The 22,684-nt window shown below is 74.3% G+C and carries 13 protein-coding genes; 6 read left to right on the forward strand and 7 right to left on the reverse strand.

The window, feature by feature from the left end; all coding sequences use genetic code 11:
* Window positions 1–13: 13 nt before the first annotated feature.
* From dpgC to OG393_RS04630, 3 genes are read left to right on the forward strand one after another with little or no spacing between them, the layout of a single operon-like run.
* Window positions 14–1,381 carry a (3,5-dihydroxyphenyl)acetyl-CoA 1,2-dioxygenase DpgC gene (gene dpgC, locus OG393_RS04620; protein WP_327373284.1) on the forward strand — a complete coding sequence of 456 codons (1,368 nt, stop codon included), beginning with the start codon at window positions 14–16 and terminating at the stop codon, window positions 1,379–1,381.
* The gene (locus tag OG393_RS04625; protein ID WP_327373285.1) at window positions 1,378–3,120 is read left to right on the forward strand and encodes a thiamine pyrophosphate-binding protein; all 1,743 of its coding nucleotides are present in this window, start codon (window positions 1,378–1,380) and stop codon (window positions 3,118–3,120) included. The genes dpgC and OG393_RS04625 overlap by 4 nt, the downstream gene beginning before the upstream one ends.
* A 40-nt stretch (window positions 3,121–3,160) precedes the next feature.
* Window positions 3,161–4,639 (forward strand): aldehyde dehydrogenase family protein, encoded by a 1,479-nt coding sequence (locus OG393_RS04630; RefSeq protein WP_327373286.1) that lies wholly within the window; start codon window positions 3,161–3,163, stop codon window positions 4,637–4,639.
* A 264-nt stretch (window positions 4,640–4,903) separates the two neighbouring features.
* On the opposite strand, the gene OG393_RS04635 is transcribed toward OG393_RS04630, so the two are convergent.
* The 4 genes from OG393_RS04635 to OG393_RS04650 all read right to left on the reverse strand — a co-directional run bounded on the left by OG393_RS04635 (window position 4,904) and on the right by OG393_RS04650 (window position 11,203).
* Window positions 4,904–6,193 carry an AMP-binding protein gene (locus OG393_RS04635; RefSeq protein ID WP_327373287.1) on the reverse strand — a complete coding sequence of 430 codons (1,290 nt, stop codon included), beginning with the start codon at window positions 6,191–6,193 and terminating at the stop codon, window positions 4,904–4,906.
* A 23-nt stretch (window positions 6,194–6,216) separates the two neighbouring features.
* Window positions 6,217–7,482: a cation:proton antiporter gene (locus OG393_RS04640; protein WP_327373288.1), complete on the reverse strand. Its 1,266-nt coding sequence runs from the start codon at window positions 7,480–7,482 to the stop codon at window positions 6,217–6,219.
* Between the two features lie 344 nt (window positions 7,483–7,826).
* The gene (locus tag OG393_RS04645) at window positions 7,827–9,776 is read right to left on the reverse strand and encodes an AfsR/SARP family transcriptional regulator (protein ID WP_327373289.1); all 1,950 of its coding nucleotides are present in this window, start codon (window positions 9,774–9,776) and stop codon (window positions 7,827–7,829) included.
* An 80-nt stretch (window positions 9,777–9,856) separates the two neighbouring features.
* Window positions 9,857–11,203, reverse strand: coding sequence for a salicylate synthase (locus OG393_RS04650; RefSeq protein ID WP_327373290.1), 1,347 nt, complete (start codon window positions 11,201–11,203; stop codon window positions 9,857–9,859).
* Window positions 11,204–12,793: 1,590 nt separating this feature from the next.
* Here OG393_RS04650 and OG393_RS04655 point away from each other — a divergent pair.
* From OG393_RS04655 to OG393_RS04665, 3 genes are all read left to right on the forward strand, one after another.
* Window positions 12,794–13,483, forward strand: coding sequence for a TetR/AcrR family transcriptional regulator (locus tag OG393_RS04655; RefSeq protein WP_327373291.1), 690 nt, complete (start codon window positions 12,794–12,796; stop codon window positions 13,481–13,483).
* Window positions 13,480–14,727: a saccharopine dehydrogenase NADP-binding domain-containing protein gene (locus tag OG393_RS04660; protein WP_327373292.1), complete on the forward strand. Its 1,248-nt coding sequence runs from the start codon at window positions 13,480–13,482 to the stop codon at window positions 14,725–14,727. Before OG393_RS04655 ends, OG393_RS04660 begins: the two co-directional genes overlap by 4 nt.
* 125 nt (window positions 14,728–14,852) lie before the next feature.
* Entirely contained in the window at window positions 14,853–15,539 is a 687-nt protein-coding gene (locus OG393_RS04665) for a TetR/AcrR family transcriptional regulator (RefSeq protein WP_327373294.1), read from the forward strand.
* Window positions 15,540–15,641: 102 nt separating this feature from the next.
* Here the strand turns inward: OG393_RS04665 and OG393_RS04670 are convergent, their stop codons facing one another.
* Genes OG393_RS04670 through OG393_RS04680 form a run of 3 tightly spaced genes read right to left on the reverse strand, consistent with a single transcriptional unit; the run spans window position 15,642 to window position 22,647 of the window.
* Window positions 15,642–17,240, reverse strand: a complete 1,599-nt coding sequence (locus OG393_RS04670) for a (2,3-dihydroxybenzoyl)adenylate synthase (RefSeq protein ID WP_327373295.1) — start codon at window positions 17,238–17,240, stop codon at window positions 15,642–15,644.
* Between the two features lie 59 nt (window positions 17,241–17,299).
* The gene (locus OG393_RS04675; RefSeq protein WP_327373296.1) at window positions 17,300–18,100 is read right to left on the reverse strand and encodes a thioesterase II family protein; all 801 of its coding nucleotides are present in this window, start codon (window positions 18,098–18,100) and stop codon (window positions 17,300–17,302) included.
* Window positions 18,097–22,647, reverse strand: coding sequence for a non-ribosomal peptide synthetase (locus OG393_RS04680; RefSeq protein WP_327373297.1), 4,551 nt, complete (start codon window positions 22,645–22,647; stop codon window positions 18,097–18,099). Before OG393_RS04680 ends, OG393_RS04675 begins: the two co-directional genes overlap by 4 nt.
* Window positions 22,648–22,684: the final 37 nt, after the last annotated feature.

Consider the following 22,684-nt stretch of genomic DNA (forward strand, 5'->3'; position numbering starts at 1 on the left):
AGGAGTACAGATCGTGACAGTCAGCGCCGTGGGCAGCACGGAGCAGCGGTGGCGTACCCCCGCACCGGTCTTCGGCGGCTCGCTGCTCGCCGATGCCAACATCCTGATGACCTACACCTCCGCAGCGGAGGAACTGCTCGCGGAGTTACCGGTCAAGCCCGACCGCGGTCCTGACGAGCAGCGGCTCGCCGGGGAGCTGCTGCGCGACCAGCGACGGGCGCGTGGTGTCTTCCTGCGCCTGCACGCGGAACGCGTCTACCAGGTGCTGACCGGTGAGCTGCGGGAGCAACGCGGTCTGTCGGAGCTGGTGTTCGCGGCTGCCGAGGCGTTCCCCGGGCTCACCCCGACCGAGGCGCAGATGGCGGCGGAACGCGCGTACGCCCAGGCCGACAAGGACGGGCGCGAGATCGACCAGGGAATCTTCTTCCGGGAGATCCTCCGTTCGCCGGTGGCGGGCCCGCATCTGCTCCAGGCCATGCTGCGGCCGACCCAGCGGGCCCGTTCGCTGCTCGGCGAGTTCGGGCGGACGGGCCTGCTGGAACTGGGCACGGTCCGGCTCGAACGGATCGACGGAGCGGCGCATCTGACGCTGTGCAACGGGCGCTTCCTCAACGCCGAGGACAACCAGCTCGTCGACGACGTGGAGACCGCCGTCGACCTGGCCCTGCTCGACGAGCGGACCAGGGTCGGGGTGCTGCGCGGCGGCCGGATGACCCATCCTCGCTACCAGGGCCGCCGGGTGTTCTGCGCCGGGATCAACCTGGTCGATCTGCACCAGGGCCGGATCTCGTTCGTGGACTTCCTGCTCCGCCGCGAACTCGGCTACATCCACAAGCTGATCCGGGGCGTCCAGGTCGACGACGGCTGGCCCCGCCCGCTGGTGGAGAAGCCGTGGGTGGCCGCGGTGGACACCTTCGCCATCGGCGGTGGCATGCAGCTGCTGTTCGCCGCGGACCATGTCGTGGCCGCCGCCGACGCCTACCTCAGCCTGCCGGCCGCGCAGGAGGGCATCGTGCCGGGGATGGCCAATCTGCGGCTGACCAGCCTCGCCGGCGGGCGGCTGTCCCGCCAGGTCATCCTGTCCGGCCGCAAACTGTGGGCGCACGAGCCGGAGGCACGGCTGGTCTGTGACGAGGTGGTCGACCCCAAGTCGATGGACGCCGCGGTCCGTTCCGCGGCCGAGCGGCTGGCGACCCCGGCGGTGGTGGCGAACCGGCACATGATCAACCTCGCCGAGGAGCCGGAGGACCGGCTCCGTGCCTACGCGGCCGAGTTCGCCTTCGAGCAGGCGATGCGGCTGTACAGCGACGACGTCATCGACAAGGTGGGCCGGTTCAGCGCCGCGACGTCCGGCGACCGACGGACGGAGCCGGGGTCGTGAGACCGATCGAGGCGATGCTGGAGGTGCTGCGCGACGAGGGCGTGACCCGTGTCTTCGGCAACCCCGGCACCACCGAACTCCCCTTCGTGGAGGCCGTCGCCGCGGCCCCCGACCTGCGGTACGTCCTCGGGGTGCAGGAGGCGTCCGTGGTGGCGATGGCCGACGGCTACGCGCGCGCCACGGGCCGCCCCGCCTTCGTCAGCCTGCACGTGGCCGCCGGACTGGCCAACGGCATGGTGGGGCTGCTCAACGCGACGCGCTCGCGCGTCCCCCTGGTGGTGACGGCCGGCCAGCAGGACCGTCGGCACCTGGCGCAGGACCCGATGCTCTCCGGTGACCTGGTGGGGATCGCCCGGGCGGCGGTGAAGCACACCTTCGACGTCCAGCACGCCCACGACCTCCCGGGCATGCTGCGCCGCGCGTTCGCGCTCGCCGCGCAGCCGCCCGCGGGGCCGGTCTTCCTCTCGATCCCGATGGACCTGCTGGAGGAGGAGACGCCGGTCGAGCCGCCCGCGCCGCGCTCCACGCTGCGCGGCCTGGGTCCGGCCGCGGGCTGGCCGGAGGCCGCCGACCGGCTGGCCGCCGCCCGCAGGCCGGCGATCGTCGCCGGTGACGGGGTGGGCCGCGACGGCGCGCTGGCCGAGATGGTGGCGGTCGCGGAGGCGATCGGAGCCACCGTCTACCACCAGCCGATGCACGACCGTGTGGACTTCCCCACGGTGCATCCGCTCTACGCGGGCATGCTCGACGCCCGCTACTCCGCGATCCGCGGCTCGCTCGAGGGCCACGACGTCGTCCTCATCGTCGGCACCCGGGCGTTCATGGCGCACCACTACGAGCCGGGGCTGCCCATCCCGGCGGGTACCGAGGTCGTCCAGCTCGACGACGATCCGGGCGAGCCGGGGCGCAACTTCCCGGTGTCGCTGGGGCTGGTCGGCGGCATCAGGGAGACGCTCGCGGTGCTCGCGGGGCAGCTGGCCGGGAAGGTACCCGAGGCACCGTCGCGCACCGAGCGCGCCGGGCGCGTGCACGCCGCCGGCCGTGCCCTGGTGCGCGAACGGGCGCTGTCCGCCTACGGCGAGGCCCCGCTGGACCCGCTCGCCGCCGTGCACGCCGTCGCCGCGGGACTCCCGGAGGACGCCGTCGTGGTGGAGGAGGCGATCACCAGCGGGGTCCTGCTGCGTACCGTGCTGCCGCTGGAGGCGCCGCGGTCGTACGTGCACACCGTCGGCGGCGGCCTGGGGTCGGGCATCGGCGCCGCCGTCGGCTCCCGGATGGGCGACCCGAGCCGCCCGGTGGTGGCCGTGCTCGGCGACGGATGCACGCTGTTCGGGCTCCAGGGGCTGTGGAGCGCGGCGCACTACCGGGTGCCCGTCACCTTCGTGGTGATGAACAACGGCGAGTACCGCACGCTCAAGGAGACGGTCGTCCGGCGGGAACGGCAGCGCACCGCCGGGGGCCGGCGCGGCTCCGGCGGCCTGGAACTCACACCGCCGCGGCTCGACCTGACGCCCGCCGCGGAGTACCTCGGTCTCACCACCGGCTCGGAGCGCCGCCCGGACGGGCTGGACCTGGCGCCGCCCCAGCTCGATTTCACCCGTGTCGCGGGGTTCTTCGGCATCTCCTCGGTACGGGCGGGTTCGACCGCTCATCTGACCGAGGCCGTGTCCTGGGCCGCCGCTGGTACCGAGCCCGTCCTCATCGACGTGCGAGTCACGGGCCATCGCGACCGTGCCTGATCCGCGCCCGGCGCGGCCGGGAGTCCGACAGGAGGAAACCATGTCCAGCCTTCTCGGGGCTGATCCGCTCGCCGGTCCGCTGTCCGGCGAGGGCCGCCGCGCGGGTGCCGGGGGCACCGGTACGGGCGGCACCGTGGACGTCGTCGAACCGGCGACGGGCAAGACGCTCGCCACCGTCCACCTCGCGGACGCGGCGGACGTCGACCGCGCGGCGGCCGAGGCCGTCCGGGCGCAGCCGGGCTGGGCCGCCACGCCGCCCGCCGACCGCGCGGCGGTACTGCGGCGGGCGGCGGCGTTGCTGGAGGAGCACCGGGCCGAGGTCGCCCGCTGGCTGATCCGCGAGGGAGGCGCCGTACGGGCCAAGGCGGAGTTCGAGATCGCGGACGCGCGGGAGGAACTCCTGCAGGCCGCGGCGCTCCCCACGCGACCGCACGGGCAGGTCCTGCCGTCGGAGCCGGGACGGTCCAGTGTGGCCCGCCGGGTGCCGTTGGGCCTGGTCGGGGTGATCAGTCCGTGGAACGTGCCGCTGCTGCTCGCGCTGCGGTCGGTCGCCCCCGCGCTGGCGCTGGGCAACGCGGTGCTCCTCAAGCCCGATGCGCGCACCGCCGTCTCGGGAGGACTGCTGGTGGCCCGCCTCTTCGAGGAGGCGGGCCTGCCGGAGGGTGTCCTGGGGGTGTCGGCGGGAGATGCCGTCGCCGGCCGGGCGCTGGCCGGGCACCCGGCGGTGGCGATGGTGTCCTTCACCGGTTCGACGGCCGTGGGCCGGGAGGTGGGGGCCGCCGCCGGCCGCACTCTGAAGCGCGTCTCGCTCGAGCTCGGCGGCAACAACGCACTGATCGTCCTCGACGACGCCGATCTGGAATCGGCCGCGCGGGCCGGGGCGTTCTCGTCGTTCTTCCACCAGGGGCAGATCTGTATGGCGGCCGGGCGGCACATCGTCCACGAGGCCGTCGCCGACGCGTACACGCGGCTGCTGACCGAGCGGGCCGAACGGCTGGCGGTGGGTGATCCGTGGACCGACCGGGTCGATCTGGGCCCGATGATCGACGCCGTCCAGCTGGGCCGTACCCACCGGATCGTCACGGACAGCGTCGCGGCCGGCGCCGTGCTGCGCTGCGGCGGCGTTCCCGACGGCCCGTTCTATCCGGCGACGGTCGTCACCGGAGTCACCCGCGAGATGCGGGTGTTCGGCGAGGAGGTCTTCGGCCCGGTGGCGCCGGTGACGGTCGTCCGGGACGAGGAGGAGGCGGTCGCCGTCGCCAACGACACCCCCTACGGCCTGGTGGCCGCGGTGCGGACCGGATCGGTGGAGCGCGGGCTGCGGCTGGCCGACCGTCTGCGGACGGGAATGATCCACGTCAACGACGGCACGATCAACCATCAGGCGGTGGTGCCGTTCGGCGGATTCGGCGCCTCCGGCAACGGCGCCCGGCATGGCGCCCCGTATGCCTGGGACACGTACACCCAATGGCAGTGGGTCACGGCGCGGAGCGGCGTGGCGGAGCGGCCGAGCCCCTGAGAGCCTGTCGGGTGACCTTCGATCAACAGGCGTGCACGGTCTAGCACATGCGATTCCAAGGCTCCGGGATGCTGCTGCAGCGGAGCTACCGGGGCATCCCGGCAACGCCGCCGGCGGCGCGTGCCAGGGCGTGACCACCCGGTCAGAGGCCACCCGTGGGCCGGGCCGGGCGGGACGCACCCGCGGGCCCGGCCCACGCCTCGTACGGTGCGCTTGGCCCTTCGGTCGGGTCGCTCCACGCCCCGTGCCGGCCGGAGTCCCGGTTCACGCCTTCCGGCCGGCCGCCGCCGGCGGCGGAGCCGGACACGGCAGGGCCGGACACGGCCCGCCGGTGATCTCCAGCCCGCCGTCGGGCCGCCGGTACCCGCCGAATCCGGAGCCGAGCGGCGTGCCCGCCCGGCTCCCGGCGGCACGGTCCCCGATGACGTCGAACGGCAGCGTCCGGCCGCTCGCGCACACCTCACCGACCTCTCCGGCACGCAGCGTCCCGCCCAGGACGTCCCGCACGCTCAGCCGCACCCCCGGGGCCGGTGCCAGGACGGTGGCCCCGGCGCCGCCCGCCTCCTCGTCCGACGGGAACACGCTCACACCCCAGGGCAGCACACTGCCGCCCGGAGCGAACTCGGCGCGCAGCCCCGTGCCCGGCAGCACCTCCCGGTGCCGCGCCGCGAGCGCGGGCGGGCACGGAGCCCCCACCAGCAGCACCGCCCGGGGCGGGGAGCCGGGCGGCTCGCCGGCCAGCGCGTCGAGCACGCGTGGGTACCTGCCCGTCTCGCACACGGCCACGCTCCCGGCGAGGCTCGCACGGGTGAGGCCGTCGGGCCGGACGTTCAGTGTGCTGCCGGAGCCGAAGGCCCACCACATCGCGGACAGCGTGGCCGGACCGGAGGGCTGCTCGGTGACGGTGACGGTCTGTCCGGCCGGTCCGGTCCGCGCGGACCTGGCGGCCATCGCCAGATGCCAGGCCCGGTGGTCGACGAGATGTCCCGAACGCCACAGCCCGCTCTCGCCCGAGGTCAGCAGGTAGGCGGGCTCCGTGGGGCCCGACCGGGGCAGTGCCCGGTCCAGGGGCCAGGGGCCGATGCGCTTCCACAGCTCCGGGTCGTCCAGGGCCAGTCGCTGCAGCCGCCCTCCGTGCTCCCAGCGGTCGTGGGTCGTCAGGCTGCACAGCACCGTGTCGGCACCGCTGATCGCGGCGATCGCGGCGGTCTGCCCGGCCGGTACTTCCCCCGGGACGGGCACGCACACCCCGCCGGACTTCAGCACCGCGAGATGGGCCACGAGCGACTGGCGGTGGTCGGCGCAGTGCACGACGACGGGGTCACCGAGCTGGACCCCGGTGCGCAGCAGGGCGGTGGCCAGTCGGGCGGAGAGGAGGTCGGCCTTGCCGTACGAGAGCTGGTGGAGCCCCTCACGCACCACGACGGCCCGCGGGTGGCGTCGGGCGGCACGGCTGAAGAGCCCGTCGAGCGTCCGGCCCGGCTCGGCCGGACGGTCCGTGCGGCGGGGCGCGGGATGGGGGAGGACGGGATGGCGGAGTTCGGCCGAGAGCATCGCTGCGGCTCCTTCTGCTCCTGCTAGGCGGACGGTGTGGCGGACGACCGCCGGGAGGCGCGCCGCTTCGGCGTGTCCGGCACGACCACGGGCTTGGAGAACGTCCGGGTCAGTACGGGGCCGGTCATCGCGGTGGTGACCAGGGCCATGACGACGAGCAGCGCGTACAGGTCGGCGTCGAGGAGTCCGGCCTGGAGGCCGACGCCGAGGATGACCAGCTCGGTCAGGCCGCGGGTGTTCATCAGGGCGGCGAGAGCGGTGGCGGGCCGGGCGGGCAGCCCGGTGGTGCGGGCCGCGAGGTAGGTGCCGCCGAACTTTCCCGCCACCGCGACCAGCAGGACCGCCGCCAGTTCGACAGCCTCGGCCCAGCCGAAGCGGCGGAGGTCGACCTCGAGCCCGGCCACCACGAAGTAGACGGGGAGCAGGACCGAGGTCACGTTCCGGGTGTGCTGCGTCAGGTCGGCGCGTATCCGGTCGCCGCACTCACCGGGCACGATCAGGCCGAAGAGGAAGGCACCGAAGATGTAGTGCATGCCCATGAACTCGGTGGCGGCGCCGGACAGCAGCGCGCCGATGAGGACCTGGGCCGAGAGCCAGGGCGCCGCGGGGCCGTGGCCGTCGCCCCGCGTCATCAGTCGGCGCAGCCAGGGGCGGACGAGCAGGACCAGCAGCAGCACGAGCGGGATCATGAGGGCGACCCGCCACATCCGCCCGTGTCCGCCGCCGACCGCCGCCTGTACGCCGGCGAGCGCGGTCCAGGCGACGATGTCCACCAGGGCGGCCGTGGCCAGGGCGATACCGCCGATCGCGGTCTTCGCCAGTCCCCGGTCGGAGAGGATGCGTGCCAGCACGGGAAAGGCCGTCGCGGAGACGGCCAGGCCGATGAAGACGAGGAACGCGGCCTTCTGGTCGGTGTCATGGTTCCGGAGCAGGAAGTAGCCGAGTCCGGTGCCCAGGACGAAGGGCACGGCCGTGGATCCGAGGCTGACCGCCGCGGCCATCCGGCCCCTGCCGCGCAGGGCCTGGCGTTCGATCTCGAGCCCCACGCCGAACATGAAGAGGGTGACGCCGACGTCGGCCATCGCGCGCAGCAGCGGCCGGACGTCGTGCGGGAAGAGGGTGCCGGAGACCGCGCCGTTCAGCAGGGTCGGCCCGAGGAGGACACCCGCCAGGATCTCGCCCACCACGGGCGGCTGGCCGACCCGGCTCGCGAGGTGACCGAGCCCCTGGGCGAGCAGCAGGATGAGGGCGAGATCGAAGAGAAGTAGGGCCACCTGATGGCTGTTCATACCAGTGCTGCTCCGCTCCCTTGTCGTGGACGGGCGGAACCGGCGGAGGGGCGGCCGGTGGTCACGACCAGTCTTCCGGCGGCGCCTGCAGATGCTCTGAAGGGTGTCTGACGGCCCGGACTCCGCCCGTCCACGACAAGGGAGCGGAGCCGTCCGGTCCGGGCGGATGCCCCCGTACCCCGTGGCGCGTCGACACGGCACGGGGTACGGGGTCGGGGCGGGGGCCGGGCTCCGCCCCCGCCGGACGGCCCGCGCCGGATCGGGAGGACCAGGCGGGACGACGGGGCGCGCGAGCACTCGGAAGGCTCGCGGAGCCTGTCGGGCGGCCTTCGGCCGACAGGCTCTCAGGCGACCGAGGCGGCTCCGGCTCCCTGGAGCAGACGGGCGACGGCGGCGCTGCGGTGGGTCAGCGGCTCGCGCTCGGCGCACTCGGCCGCGTAGAGCCGTATCAGCTCGTGGAAGCGGTAGACCCCACCGCCGGCCTCGACCAGCAGGTGACCGGCGGCCAGCAAGGCCAGGGTGCGGGCCGCTTCGGCCTCGGTGGTGCCGGACAGGTCGGCGGCGGCGGACACCGTGATCGGTCCGTCGCTGAACAGCCCGAGCAGGCGGAACATCCGTGCCGCCTCGGCGGACAGGGCCTGGTAAGACGTCTCGAAGAGGGTGTGGGGACTGGTCGGGTTGTCCCCTCCCCCGGCGAGCCGGTCCAGCCTGCCGTGTTCCACGGCGAAGTGTTCGACCAGGGAGGCGAGCGGCACGTCCGGGTTGGCGGCCACCGTCTCGGCCATGATGCGCAACACCAGCGGCAGTCCGCCGGACAGGCCCACCAGGCGCCGGGCGACGGACTCGTGATGGCGGAGCCGGTCACCGCTCAGGCAGCCGAGCAGCCGCAGGGCGTCCTGGGTGCCGAGCGGGCCGAGCCGCAGCAGGTGGGCGCCGTCGCGGACCGCGAGTCCGCCGAGCCGCTGGCGGCTGGTGCTGAGCACGCAGGAGGACCCGCGGGGGATCAGCGGACGCAACTGGTCGGCGCTGAGCACGTCGTCGAGCATCACGAGCATCCGCTTGCCGTGCAGCAGGCTGCGGTAGAGGGTCGCGCGACTGGCGAGGTCGGCGGGGATGCGGGAGCTCTCCACCCCGAGGCTCCGCAGGACCTGCAGCAGGGCGTCGGAGGCACTCAGGGACCGGCCCTGCATGCTCGTTCCGTGCAGGTCGACGTAGATCTGGCCGTCGGGGAAGTGCTCCGAGAGGCGATGCGCCAGCTCGAGGGCGAAGGCGCTCTTGCCGACGCCGGCCGGGCCGTCGATGACGGCGACCGGGGTGGAGGCGCCGCGCCGTCCCTCGTTGTCGGTGAGCAGCCTTTCCAGGTGGGCGAGTTCACGGGACCGCCCGACGAACCCCCGCGCCAGACTGGGAAGTTGTGCCGGGCGCGGGGTCTCGGGAAGGACCATGCCGGCGGCCGATGTCCCGCCGCCGGGAGGCCAGGACGCGGGGGCGCCGCCGCTGGTGCCGGGGCCGGCCGGTGTCACGGGGCGGCCGGCCAGGATCTGCTGGTGCAGGACCCGGAGTTCGGCGCCCGGATCGATGCCGAGCTCGTGGCGCAGCAGCCGCCGGGTCTCCGCGTACACCTCCAGGGCCTGGGCCTGGCGCCCGCAGCGGTAGAGCGCGTTCATCAGCAGCCAGCGGAGTTTCTCGCGCAGCGGCTCCGCGGCCACCGCGCCGAGCAGTACGGTGACGGCCTCCACGGGCCGGTCCGCCTCCAGCATGTCGGCCGCCCATTCCTCCACCGCCGTCAGGCGCAGGTCCTGGAGCCTGGTGCGCTCCATGGCGGCGAACGGCCCGGGAACGCCGGAGTGTGCCTCACCGTGCCACAGGGACAGCGCGGACTCCGCGAGTTCGAGGGCCTCGGGCAGTCTCCCCTCCGCCCGCGCGCGCCGTGCCTGCGTGTGCCGCAGGGCGAAGAGCGTGGCGTCGACGGCCGCCGGATCGGTCTGGAGCGCGTAGCCGCCGGCCGTCGACACCAGCAGGTCTCCGCTCTCCCTTCTGCTGCGTTCCGGTTCCAGCACCCTGCGCAGTCCGGCCACGTAGGTGTGGACGCCGTTGGAAGCGGTCTGGGGAATGTCACCGCCCCAGACGGCGTCGATGATCTGCTCCACGCTCACGACGTCGTTCGCGCGGCCGGCGAGCAGCGCGAACACGGCTCTCTGCTTGGGTGGTCCGAGGACGACCTCCCGTCCGTGGCGCCAGGCGCGCACCGGGCCCAGCAGTTGTACACACAAGGACTCCCCCGTTGTCGGCATGACCCTGCCGCCTCCTGAGATCGTTGTCGCGGTCACGGGACCGCTCTCCTGCCAGTGGGTTGGGGATCACGGACGGTTTGTCAGGCGACTCGCACGGCGTCGTCACCCCCGGGGCCGCTCTCACGCGCCACCAGCCGGTCCGCGACACATCTCAGCTTCTCCCTGGTCTCCTCCAGCTCGCGCTCGGGTACGGAGTGCTCGACGATGCCGGCGCCCGCTCTCAGCCAGGTCTCGCCGTCGCGGTGGAACACGCTGCGCAGGGCGAGCGCGGCGTCCATCGACCCGTCCCGCGCCACGGTCATCACGGTGCCGGCGTAAAGGCCGCGCTCCGTGGGCTCATGGGCGCAGATACTCTCGTACGCGGCGTGCTTGGGTACGCCGGAGGCGGTGACGGCGGGGAACACGGCGGCGAACGCGTCCCAGGGACCGGCGCCTTCGGGCATCCGGCCGACCACCCTGGAGGCCAGGTGCTGCACCGAGCCCCGCTCCTTGACGACCATGTACTCCTCCACGACGACCGTCTCCGGCTTGCAGGGCCCGGCGAGTTCGTCGACGGCGACCTTCACGGAGATCGCGTGCTCGTGGAGTTCCTTGGGGTCGGCGAGCAGACGTTCCTTCAGGCGCCGGTCCTCCTCGGCGTCGCCGGTCAGCGCGCGGGTGCCGGCCAGGGGCTGGCTGGAGACCCTTCCGTCGGTCCCGACCTCCACCACCGTCTCCGGGCTGAAGCCGAGGGCCCGCAGGCCGCCCATGCGTAACAGATAGGAGCGGGCCGGGGTGTTGGCGCGGCGTCCGACGAGGTAGCTGGCGGGGAAGTCGATGCCCTCGGGGACCGGGACCGCCCGTGAGACGACGGCCTTCTGGAGGTGCCCGGCACGGATCCGGTCGACGACCTGGCCGACGGCCGCGCGGTACTCCTCGGCGCCCACCTCCAGATCGACCGGAACAGGACGAACGAATATGTCAGGTTCAGACTCCAGTTCGACCACGAACTTGCGCACGGCGGAGAGTTCCTCGCCGTCCAGACTCCGCACGTGCGCGGCCGTGCCGGTGAGCCGTATCTCGGTCCGGGGGACGACGAGATGCAGGAGCACGTCGTTGTCGACCGGCCGGCCGGCGACGGCGTAGGCGAGCTCGAAGGCGCTCCAGCCGTATGCCCGCCAGTCGTCCAGGTCGAGACCGTCGAGGAAGGCCCGGACCTGGGCCAGCGGATCACCCTGCCAGGGCCGTTCGGTGGTGACGCCGTGCCGCGTCCAGCGCACCGAGTGCGGTCCCAGGACCACCTCTGCGGCGACCCCGCCGGCCACCGACCAGCCGTCCGGGCCCTCGTACACCACATAGGTGTCGAACAGGCCCGAGGCGGCCAGGCCCGTGGCGACGGTGAGCGGTTCGGCCGCCGTGTTCACGACGTCGGACTGATAGGACTCCATGGCTCTTCCTCCTGCAGCATGACGACCGGCATGGACCACGATGCGCGAGACGACTCGGCCCGGGACGGCGTGCGTCCACGCAGAGAGCGAACGGACACACGACGACGCAGGGCCGGGGAAAACACTGGTCAAGGGCGAAGTGAATCCGAGACGCCCCCGACCCACAGGAAAGGAAACGCCGAGAAGACACTCGACCGCGAATTCTCACCGAAGAATCAGAAGAATGACGACGCCGCACCCGAGGAACGGGCGCAGCGGGAGAAGGCACCTCCCGGAATCCGGGAAACGCGGAAGGCTCCGGGACGGATGGTGCGCGGGACGGCGGTGCGCGGGCAGGCGCCGACCCCGTCAAGACCACCCGTCAGAGGGTGGGACACGGCGTCACCTTGGGATGAAATCCCTGGTGAAGCCCAGCTCGCCGCTACCCGGCGGCCCAAGAGGAAACGATGCGGCCAAGGTGCCACTCCGGGCGGCATCGTCGCCGCACGCGTGATCCGGCATGGCGACGGACATGCGGGATCCCGATCTCGTCGAAACGGCTTGCCATGCGCACTGAAAATGCATCATTACCCCGGTGGGCCGAATCCCCCTTGCCGCTCCAGGCTATTTCCAGAAGCGGCCGAACCGAGGTCGACTGTACCGAACCAGACCAGACCGAATCAACAACTATCCGTTTCACGCTCGTCACTTGACTGCTTTTTGTCAGGTCGCGCTATCGATCTCCACGCACCCCGGACGGGAAAATGAATTACCGTCCGGGGTGTCCGTGTGGGAGGCGGCCCGGCGCCTTTTGCACGGGGGAGATACCGGGCCGCCGTGGCCCTCGTTGCCCGCCCCTGGTACCGGAGCGGGAGAGAACCAGCTCTTCATCGGGTCACGGACCCCGAGGCCCGGTCGCGGGCACCGGGCTCCTGGGAGCCGGACTCCCGCCGGCCGGCGCGCCCGCCGCGCGGGGAGGCCGCGTCCGGGCTCCGGCACCGGAAGGCGCGGGCCACGGACGGACCCGGGACCGCGGCCCGGACCGGCGGGCGGCGTGTGCTGACGGGTGCGGCGGCAACCGCTCCGGTCGCGAGCGCGAAGACCCGAGCGGGAGCCCCGCGGGGCGTGACCGCGCCGGGTCCGGCGGCGCCGGGCGAACGCCCGGTCCGGCACCACTCCGGCCCGGGGCGCGGCGCACCCACCCGCCGGGACGCGCCCCGGGAGCCGGGGAGACGACCACGCGCACGCTCCGCCGATCCGTCACGGGGCGGGCCACCGCCGCCCGCACCATCCACAGGACCGACCCGACCGCGGACCGACACCCCGCCCTCGACGCGCCGCGGCCGGCCGACCGCGCGATCACGACCGCGAGAAGCAGCCCGACCGCACCGGCCGGCGCCGCGAACCGCGCCCACCTCCGGCGCCGGGCCGCCTCTCGCATGGATCCTCCCGATTGTTTTTATACTCGTAAGACGTACGCGTACAATAACTGTAGCCCGAGCACCTGTCGTTGTCACCCCCGGCCCCCAAGTCCCCAGCCCAGCAGGGCGGTACGGCAGCAGCCGGAGCGACGGACCGGACCGTTCCACGACCTCCGACGGGAGAAGCACGATGAAGCCCCGAAACGGCCGCAGAGGCGCGGCGCGGCGACCGACGCCGCTGTCACAGGAGTCCATCGTCACGGCCGCGCTGCGCGTCCTCGACGAGGAGGGTCCCCGGCAGCTGTCCATGCGGCGGCTCGCGAAGGAGCTCTCCATCACGCCGATGGCCCTGTACCACCACGTCCGCGACAAGCACGAGTTGCTGCTCCTGCTGCTCGCCTCCATGTCGCGGGACCAGCCCCGGCCGGTGTTGCCCGACGACCCGCGCGAGCGACTGCTGGCCGCCGCCCGGCTGCTCCACGACGTCCTGGCCCAGTACCCCTTCCTGCGCGAGATCCTCGCCTCGCCCGACCTGCTGGCGGTCTCCGCCCTGTGGGTGATGGAGGCACTGCTCGACGCCGCGGTGGAGTGCGGACTCACCCTGGAACAGGCGGCCCAGGCGCACCAGGCCATCTGGCACTACACGGTCGGTGTCCTGCTGATCCGGACGACCAGGCTCCAGCACCACGCCGAACTGAACCGCCCCACGCAGCGCGAGCGGGCCTTCGCCACCCTGCCGCCCGAGGAGTTCCCCCGCGTGACCTCGCTCGCGGGCCGCTGGGGAGCCCTGACCACCCGGGACACCCATCGCGAGGGCCTGGAGGACATCGTCGAAGGACTGCTCGGTCCCCGTCCGGACCGGTCGGGCGGCCTCGCGTGAGCGCCGCCGGCGCTCCTCTGGTCGGGATCCTCGGAGGGTACGGACGGGTCGGCGGGGTCGCGGCCCGGGTCCTGTCCGCCGAGTGCGGGTACCGCCTGCGCGTGGGCGGACGGTCGGCCGACGCCGCCTGGTCGCTGGCACGGAGGCTCGGCACCGGCGCGGAGGCCGCGGTGGTGGACGCCGCCGACCGCCAGAGTCTGCGGCACTTCACCCGGGGGTGTACCGCCGTCCTCGACTGCTCGGGCACCGCGTTCGCCCTGCGCGGCCGGGTCCGCCGGTCCGTTCTCGCGGCGGGCGTGCACTACGTCGGCATGACGGACGACGGCGGCCCCCACGCCGGGGCCGGTCCCGCCGCGGCCGTCCTGTTCACCGGGCTCGGGGGCACGCTGGCCGGCTGGCTGCCCCGGCTGCTCGCCGACGGTCTCGACACGGCGACCCGCTTCGACGGCTGGTACGCGGGACGCGGCGCCGTCGCCCCGCACGCGGCGGTCTCCGGACTGCTCTCCCGGCGGCGCGCGCTGGACGTCCCCGCGGACACCGGGCCCTCCCGTCTCCCCGGTGGGGACCTCCCCGCGGGCTCCCCCTCCCGTCGCCCGGACGGTCCGCCCGGGACGGCCCGGGAAGAGGAAGCGGACCAGGCGGGACCTCCCGGCGGCGAAGCGCCCCCGGCCGCCCGGGAGTCGCGGCCGCCGTGGCCCCTGCCGGCCCGTCCCGCCGCGGTCCACCGGTTCCTCCCCGAGGAACTGGGCCGCCAGGCATACCTGTTGCGCCTGGAGGAGGCCCGGTGGCACGAGGTGTTCCCGGGGGACGCGACGCCCACCGTGCTCGACCGCCTCGACCGGCGGCCCCCGGGGACGCTCGACACCAGGGCCCTCATGGCCTTCGCCAGGGAACTGTCCCGGGCACGTCGGCTGGATGCGGAGAAGAACTCCCCCTATGAGATGACATATGGCACGCTGGACGGACTCACATCCGACGGTATCGCGGTGCGGCGGAGCGCACTGATGCACTGTACGAACGTGTCCGGCCTGGTCGGGGTCCTCGCCTCGGTCGCCGTACACGAGGCCGCCGGGGGCCGGTTGCCGTCCGGGACCCACCCGGCGGCGGCTACGCTGCCGCCCAGGGGCACCGCGGACTGGATCGTCCGTCACCTCGCACGGGCAACCGTACGGACGACGGAGATCCCCACCGGTGCGACGGGCACGCCGACGTGCTCGCCGATGGCCGCCCGACGTCCCGGGTGAGGGCGCCCGTGCGCGCCCGGAACGCGAGGGCGCCCACCGGCGGACCGCCCTACCGCACCCGGCGGCCCGCCCGGTGCCGGAACCCCGCCCACCCCACCAGCCCGGACCGACAGGAAGACACACGGATGACGCCTCGCACCCGACGCACCGGCAGGATCGGCCGCCCCCCTCGGCTGTCCCAGGAGGCCATCCTCACGGCGGCCCAGCGCATCCTGGACGAGGAAGGCCCGGAACAGCTGTCGATGCGTCGGCTGGCGCAGGAACTGTCCAGCACGGCCATGGCGCTCTACCACCACGTGCGCGACAAGGACGAACTGCTGCTCCTGCTGCTGGAGCGTCACGCCCAGGCGTTCGAGCGGCCCGAGCTGCCCACCGATCCCCGGGACCGCCTGATCGCCGCGAGCCAGGTGCTGCACGACATCCTCGCCGAATGCCCCTGGATCGTGGAGGTCCTGGCTTCCGACGACCTGATGGCCGTCTCCGCCCTGTGGATCGTCGAGAACATGATCGACGCGGCGATCGAGTGCGGGCTCGACCCCGAGGAGGCCGTCTACGCCTACCGGGTCATCTGGTACTACACCGCCGGCGAGCTCACCATCCGGGTCAACCGCGAGCGGCACCACGCCGGCCTGGAACGGCCGCCGCACCGCGACAAGGCGTTCGCCTCGCTGACGCCCGAGGAGTTCCCGCGGCTCGCCTCGCTGGCCGCCCGGTGGGACGAGATCACCACCCGGGACACCCACCGCCAGGGTCTGGTGGCCATCGTCGACGGCCTGCTGTCCCGGACCGGGACCCCGCACCAGGCGGGATGACCGGGGCCGCGCCCGGACCGTGAGGCCCGGACACGGTCGCGGCCCGGACCGCCGCGCACCGCCGGGGCAGAGCGGCGGTCCGGGCCCCCGGGACCGAGGCGGTCAGGCGTCCAGCCGCGCCCGCAGCGCCCGCTTGTCGACCTTGCCGACGCCGGTCAGCGGCAGGCGTTCCAGCACCACCAGCCGGTCCGGCACCTTGTACGCCGCGACGCCCCGTCCGCGGAGCGCCGCCTGCACGTCGCGCAGGGTCGGCGGCCGGCCGGGGTCCCGTGGGACCACGCAGGCGCAGGTCCGCTCCCCCATGTCGGAGTCCGGCAGTCCGATCACGGCGGCGGCGACCACCGGGACGGCCGCGAGCAGGTGTTCCTCCACCTCCTGCGCCGGCACCTTCTCCCCGCCCCGGTTGACCACGTCGTTGATCCTGCCGACGACCTCGAAGTTGCCCTCCGCGGTGCGGCGGACCAGGTCGCCGGTGCGGTAGTAGCCGTCCTCGGTGAACCGGGTGGCGTTGCGTTCCGCCGCGCGGTAGTAGCCGCGCAGGGTGTACGGCCCGCGGGTGAACAGCTCGCCGGTCTCGCCCGGCGCCGCCTCGGCGCCGTCCTCCCGGACCACCCGGACGTCGTCGCCGGGCGACAGCGGTCTGCCCTGGGTGTGGACGACGACGTCCTCGGGGTCGTCCAGACGGGTGTAGTTCAGCAGGCCCTCGGCCATCCCGTACACCTGTTGGAGCGTGCATCCGAGAGACGTGACCGCCTGCCGGGCCGTCTCGGGGTCGAGCCGGGCGCCGCCCACCTGGAGCACCCGCAGCGAGGACAGGTCGTGCTCCGTCCACTCGGCGGCGTCGAGCCAGAGCGGGACCAGCGGCGGCACCAGCGAGGTCAGCGTGACCCGCGTCCGCTCGATCAGCGGGAAGCACACGTCGGCGGTGGGCGCCGGAGCGAGGACCGCGGTGCCGCCGGCGCGCAGGGTGCCGAGGACGCCGGGGCAGCCCAGGGCGAAGTTGTGCTCGGCAGGCAGGGCGGCGAGGTAGACGTCGTCCTCCCCCACCGCGCACAGCCGCGCGCTCTCCCGTAGTTGGTACGCGTAGTCCGCGTGGGTCCGCGGGATCAGCTTCGGCGGTCCCGAGGTGCCGCCGGAGAGGAGGAAGAGCGCCACGTCCTCCGGGTCCGGCGCGAAGGATTCGACCGGGTCGGCGTCGAGGGAGGACAGGGCGGTGTACGGGCCGGGCTCACCGGACACCAGCACGTGCCGGAGGCTGTCCGTCCGGTCGAGCACCTCGCGCGCGACCACCCGGAAGTCGCAGCCGAGCACCTGATCCGGGCAGACGTAGGCGACGGCCTCCGCGGTGGCCACCAGGTGGGTGATCTCCGCCGAACGGTGGGCGGGCAGGGCGTAGACGGGCAGCACTCCGGTCCGGAAACACGCCAGGCTGAGCACCACGAGCGGGCTGTCGTTCGGCAGTTGGACGACGACCCGGTCGCCGGCCGCGAGCCCGGCCCGGAGCAGCCCGGCGGCCATCCGGTCGGCCGCCCGGTCGAGCTCGCCGTGGGTCATCGTCCCGGAGGCCGTCACCAGGGCGGTCGCGGTGTCCCGCCCGGTCGTCGACGCGGTCCAGGTGCCCAGGACGTCCGCGGTCCAGTACCCGCGTTCGCGGTAGGCGCGGACCGCCGGTTCGGGCCATGGAACACAGCCTTCCTGCATGAGGGTTCCCCCTTGGTCTTCCGGTACGGCGTGGTGGGTCGGGCGGCGCGCGGTCGTTCTCACGGGGTGGACGGCCAGGCGGAGGCCGTGTCGGGCAGGGCCGCCCTGACGGCCTTGAGCACCCGGGCGAGCACCTGTTCGCGGTGGGTCTCCAGATAGAAGTGGCCGCCGGTGAAGGCCACCACCTCACAGGCGGCGTCGGTGACCTCGCTCCAGGCGAGGGCCTCCTCCGTGGTGACCTCCGGGTCGTCGCCCGCGTACAGCACGGTCACCGGGACGGTGAGCCGGCCGCCGGGCAGCGGCCGGTACGTCTCGATCAGCCGGTAGTCGCCGCGCAGCGCGGGCAGCAGGGCCTCCAGCAGGGCGGCGTTGTCCAGGACGTCCCGAGCGGTCCCGCCGAGCCGGCGCAGGTCCGCGAGGAGTTCGGCGTCGCCCGCGAGGTGCAGGGCTCCCCCGCGGGTCCGCCGGGGAGCCGGCTGTCCGGAGACGACGAGCGCGGCGGGCGGGCGGCCGGTGACGGCGAGCCGGCGGGCCGTCTCGTAGGCCACCGCGGCGCCCATGCTGTGGCCGAAGAGGACGGTGGTCGCGAGAGCGTCGGCGGTGTGTTCCCGCAGCAGCCCCGCGACGACGTCGTCCACCAGGCTCGTCATGTCCGCGGCCGGGTGTTCTCCGAACCGGTCGCCCCGGCCCGGGTACTGGACGGCGGAGACCTCGACGTCCCAGGGGGCGTCCAGGGCCCAGCCGCGATAGCCGCCGGCGGCCCCTCCGGCGTGCGGGAAGCAGATCAGCCGTGCGCGGGCGTGGGTGCGCCGGGAGAAGGTCCGCGGCGCGGCGGGGGCGGGGTTGCCGGCCGGCGTCACAGCACACCCTCCTCGAAGTCCCCGGGCGCGGACGTGTCCGTGCCGTGGACCCGCGCGGTCCCCGCCTCCGCGACGAGTGCGCTCATCCCGGCGACCGTCGGGGCCCGCAGGACGTCCCGCATGGGCAGTTCGACGCCGAGCCGGCCGCGCAGGGCGCTCACCAGTCGGGTCGCCGTGAGGCTGTCGCCGCCGAGGGCGAAGAACGTGGTGCCGCGCGCGGTCACGGGTGAGCCCAGCACTCGGCCCCACAGTTCCGCGACCGCCTCCTCCACCGGGCCCCGCGGCGGGTCGTCCGCGTTCGCGCCCTGGACCCGGCCGTCGCCGAGGGCTTCTTCGACGCGTCGCCGGTCGACCTTGCCGTTGGCGCTCAGGGGCAGGGCCGCGAGTCCGAGGAGCGAGCCGGGGATCATGTGGGCGGGCAGCCGGTCGGCGAGCCAGGCCCGGATCGCAGCGGGGTCGTGGCCGGGGACGTCGTCCGGACGGCGGGCGGTGATCAGTACGACGCCGTCCGGTTCGTGGCGGGTCCGGGTGACGGAGACGAATCCGGCGGACGCCAGCGCCGCAGTCCAGCCGGCCGCGTCGGCCCGGGAGGGTGTCGCGGCCGGTCCGGGCGGCGCGGTGGGCAGGGCCAGGGCGGAGACCGTCGTCCGCGCGACGAGGAACAGCCGGCCGCCGGGCCGGGCGAGCAGGGCGAGCGTGCGTGCGGCCGCGTCCGGATCGGGCTCCCGACCGAGCGGGTCGGTCGCGACGAGGACGTCGAAGGCGGCGAGCCGGGTCTCGGGGACCGCGAAGGCGTCCTGACGGACGGTCCGTATCCGGTGTCCCGACCCGGCGAGCCGGGTCTCGGCGGCGGCGAGCCGCGCGGGCCGGGCGTCGAGCAGGGTGTAGCCGACCGTGCCGGGCTTGAGCCGTTCGAGGAGTGCGGCGGCGCTCCGGCCGCCGCCGCCCGCCCACTCGGCGAGTTCGGGCGGCCGGCCGGAGTCGGCGTGGACGGTCTCCAGCGCGGCGGCGACGGCGTCCAGGCAGGAGCCGACGCCGTCGAACCGGTGGGCGAGGCCCTCGGGGGACAGGACGGGGTCGTCGGCCAGTGCGTCGATGTCGGCGGCTCCGGAGAGCAGCGGCATGAGGACGGGCATCGCGCCGGCCCAGGCGTCGACGACCGCCTGGAGCGGGGTGCCCGCCACCCGGGCGCGCAGGCCGGCCGCGCGCCCGGGGTCGCGGACGGCTGCCCAGCGGGGGCCGGGGGCGACGGTGCCCGCGGAGCGGACCAGGACGCCGCGCGCGCCGAGGAATCCGAGCCAGGCGTCGAGCAGGGGCCGGCGCGCCTCGGGCACCGGAAGGACGTCGAGTCCGGCCGGCCCGCCGTCCGGGCCGAGCAGGTGCTCCAGGAGCGCGGCGAGCATTGTCTCGGTCAGCTCCGCCTCCTGTTCGCCCGCCTCCCGTCCGTCGTCCCCCGCGGTCCCGGGGCCCCGGTCGCCGACCGGTTCCGGGCCGGGCCGGCCGGTTACGGACACGGTGGCGGGGGCCGGCAGGAAGGCGGCCGCGACCTCCGGGCCACGGTCTCCGACCACGGTGGCGAGGGCCTGGGTCACGGCCGGGTGGGTCTGGAGTACGGCCTCGATCTCGCCGAGCTCGACCCGGAATCCGTTGATCTTGACCTGCTGGTCCATCCGGCCGAGGAACTCCAGGGTGCCGTCCGGCCAGTAGCGGCCCGTGTCTCCGGTGCGGTACCAGCGTCCGTCCGTCCGCCGGGGGAAGCGTTCCCGCGTGAGGTCCGGGTCCCCGCGGTAGCCCTGGGCCACGCCGTCGCCGCCGATCCACAGCTCGCCCGGCACCCAGTCCGGGCAGTCCCGGCCCTGCGCGTCGACGACGCGGAAGCGCTGGTTGGACAGCGGGGTGCCGTACGGGATGGAGCGCCACCGCGCGGGCACGGAGCGGACCTCGTGGACGTTGGACCAGATCGCGGCCTCGGTGGCCCCGCCGAGTGCGATCAGCCGGCACCGGCCGTCCGTCGCGGCGGCCAGGCGCTCGGGAAGGTCGAGGCCGATCCAGTCGCCCGACAGCAGGGCCAGGCGCAGGGTGTCCGGCAGGGGCTCCCGGTCGGTGGCGGTGAGCAGCATGTCCATCAGCGCGGGTACGGAGTTCCACACCGTCACCCGGTGCCGCGCGCACAGGGCGAGCCAGCGGTGGGCGTCGCGCCGGTCGGCCTCGTCGACCAGGACCAGGGCGCCGCCTTCGGCCAGAGGGCCGAACACGTCCCATACCGAGAGGTCGAAGTCCAGGGCTGACACGGCCAGGACGCGGTCGGCGGGGCCCACCGCGAACCGCTCGTCGATGTCCTCCACCGTGTTCACGGCCGCACGGTGGGCGACCTCGACGCCCTTGGGCGTGCCGGTGGAGCCGGAGGTGAAGATGACGTAGGCCGTCTCGTCGGCGGAGAGGTCCACCGGGGCGGCGAGGGGTGCCGCGCGCAGGGCGCGGGCGAGCGGGAGGACGGGCAGGTCCGTGGCGTCGGACCGCGCCGGGTCGGCGCCGTCCAGGACGAGCACGGCGCCGCTGAGCGTGTGGATGCGCCGGCGGCGTTCGACCGGCTGGTCGACCCCGACGGGGACGTACGTGCCGCCCGCCGCGAGCACGCCGAGCACCGCCGCGATCTGGTCGGGCCCCTTGGGGGCGGTGACGACGACCGGTGTGCCGGGCCGCACGCCGTGCGCGACGAGGGCGCCGGCGACCCGCAGGGCGCGGGCGGCGAGTTCGCCGTGGGTGAGGCGGCCGTCCTCCCCCCACAGCAGGGCGGGCGTGTCGGTCCGCCGGGCGGCCCGCTCGAAGAACGCCTGGTGCAGGAGGCGCCCGCTGTGCCGCCGGGTCGTGGAGTTCACCTCGTCGCGGCGCCGGGCCTGCGACGCGGGCAGGGGTATGTGCGGCGGGTCGGTCCAGTCGGCGGTCGCGAGCCCGCGCAGCAGGGCCGTGTACGCGGCGAACATGGTGTCGACGACGCCTTCCGGGAACAGCGCCTCGACGGCGTCCCAGGCGAGCAGCAGTCCGCCCTCGCGGGTGCCGTACACCTGGTGGTCGAGCCAGACCTGCGGCGTCTGCGAGACCATCCAGGTCAGTTCGCCGAAGACGGCGGCGCAGGCGTCCGGCACCAGCGGGGCGTCGAGGTTGCAGGCGAAGACCACCGGGGCGGTGCGCGGGGTGCCGTGGTCGGCGCGGACGAAGTCGCGCAGCACGTCGACCCCGGTGTACGCGGCGTGGCCGACGTCGTCGTGCAGGCGCTGCTGGAGGGTCCGGGCCCGGGTGGCGAAGCCGTCGCCGGGGGCCGGGGCGACCTCCAGGAGAAGCAGGCTGGTGAAGTCGGCGACCAGCCGCTCGATGTCCGGATGGATGTCCTGGTCGCGGTCGAACAGCGGGATGTTCAGCAGGAAGCGCTGCTGTCCGCTCCAGCGGGCGAGGATCTCGGAGAAGGCGGTGGCGAGCAACACGGCCGGGGTGATGCCGTGTTCGGCCGCGCGGCCCCGCAGGTCGTCCCATTCCCGGGGGCTCAGCGTGTGGTTCCGCCGGACGAAGCGCGGCACGCCGATGTCGTCGGGGTCCGCGGCGAGCGGCAGGTCTGGGCCGCCGGGCAGTTCGGGCAGGCGGCGCTGCCAGTACTCCCGTGCCCGTTCACGGCCGGCGGCCCGCCGGGTGGCGGTGTCGGCGAGGTACCGGGGGAAGGTGTAGCGCAGCCCGGCCGTGCTCGTGGGGTCCTCGTAGAGCGCGGCCAGGTCGTCGAGCAGGAGCCGGATGCTGTGGACGTCGGCGACGAGCAGGTCGGCGTTGACGTGGAGGCGGGGGCCGGCGCCGGGGCGGCGGCTGAGCTGGACGTCGAGGACCTCGCCCCGGGAGACGTCGAGGACCCGGTGGGAGAGGCGTTCCCGCAGGCGCAGCAGGGCCTCCTCCGCCGCCGCGGGCGGGAGTCCGGTGTGGTCGTGGACGCTCAGGCCGGGCCAGGCCGGGGTGTCGTGGACGCGCTGGGTGCCGTCGTCGCCGAAGGAGGCGCGCAGCATCGGGTGCCTGCGTAAGAGGGCGCGTACCGCTTCCTCCAGCCGGTCCGCCGACACCTCCCGGGTGTCGATCTCCAGGTAGGCGTGGCAGCCGACGCCGCCGAGCGGGCGGTCGGTGCCCCGGCCGATCCAGTATGCCTGTTGGACGGCCGTCAGCGGGAACGGCGCGCGTGGGTCGGTGGGGTCCGTGCCGGCCGGGGGGTTCCCGGCGGCCGGCACGGCCCGTTCCCGCGGGGTGCCGAGCAGCCCGTACCAGGCGGCCAGCCGGGGGTCCTGGGCCATCTCGGTGAAGTCGACGCCGATGCCGGCGCGGTTCAGCCGGTTGATCAGGCGCATCAACTGGATCGACTGGAGACCCAGTTCGAAGAGGTTCACCTCGTCGTCCGCCGGGCTCAGCTCGGTGCCGAGGAGCGCGGCGACCTCCTCGCGGAGGTCCGCCGGCCGCCATGCGGTGTTCCCCCCGGCACGGACGTCGGACCCGGTCGCCGTGTTCTTGCGTGACATCCCTACCCCTGTGTCGGATGGTGTGTGACGGGAGCGC

Origin of the sequence: Streptomyces sp. NBC_01216, from assembly GCF_035994945.1 — a bacterium.
GTDB lineage: Bacteria > Actinomycetota > Actinomycetes > Streptomycetales > Streptomycetaceae > Streptomyces.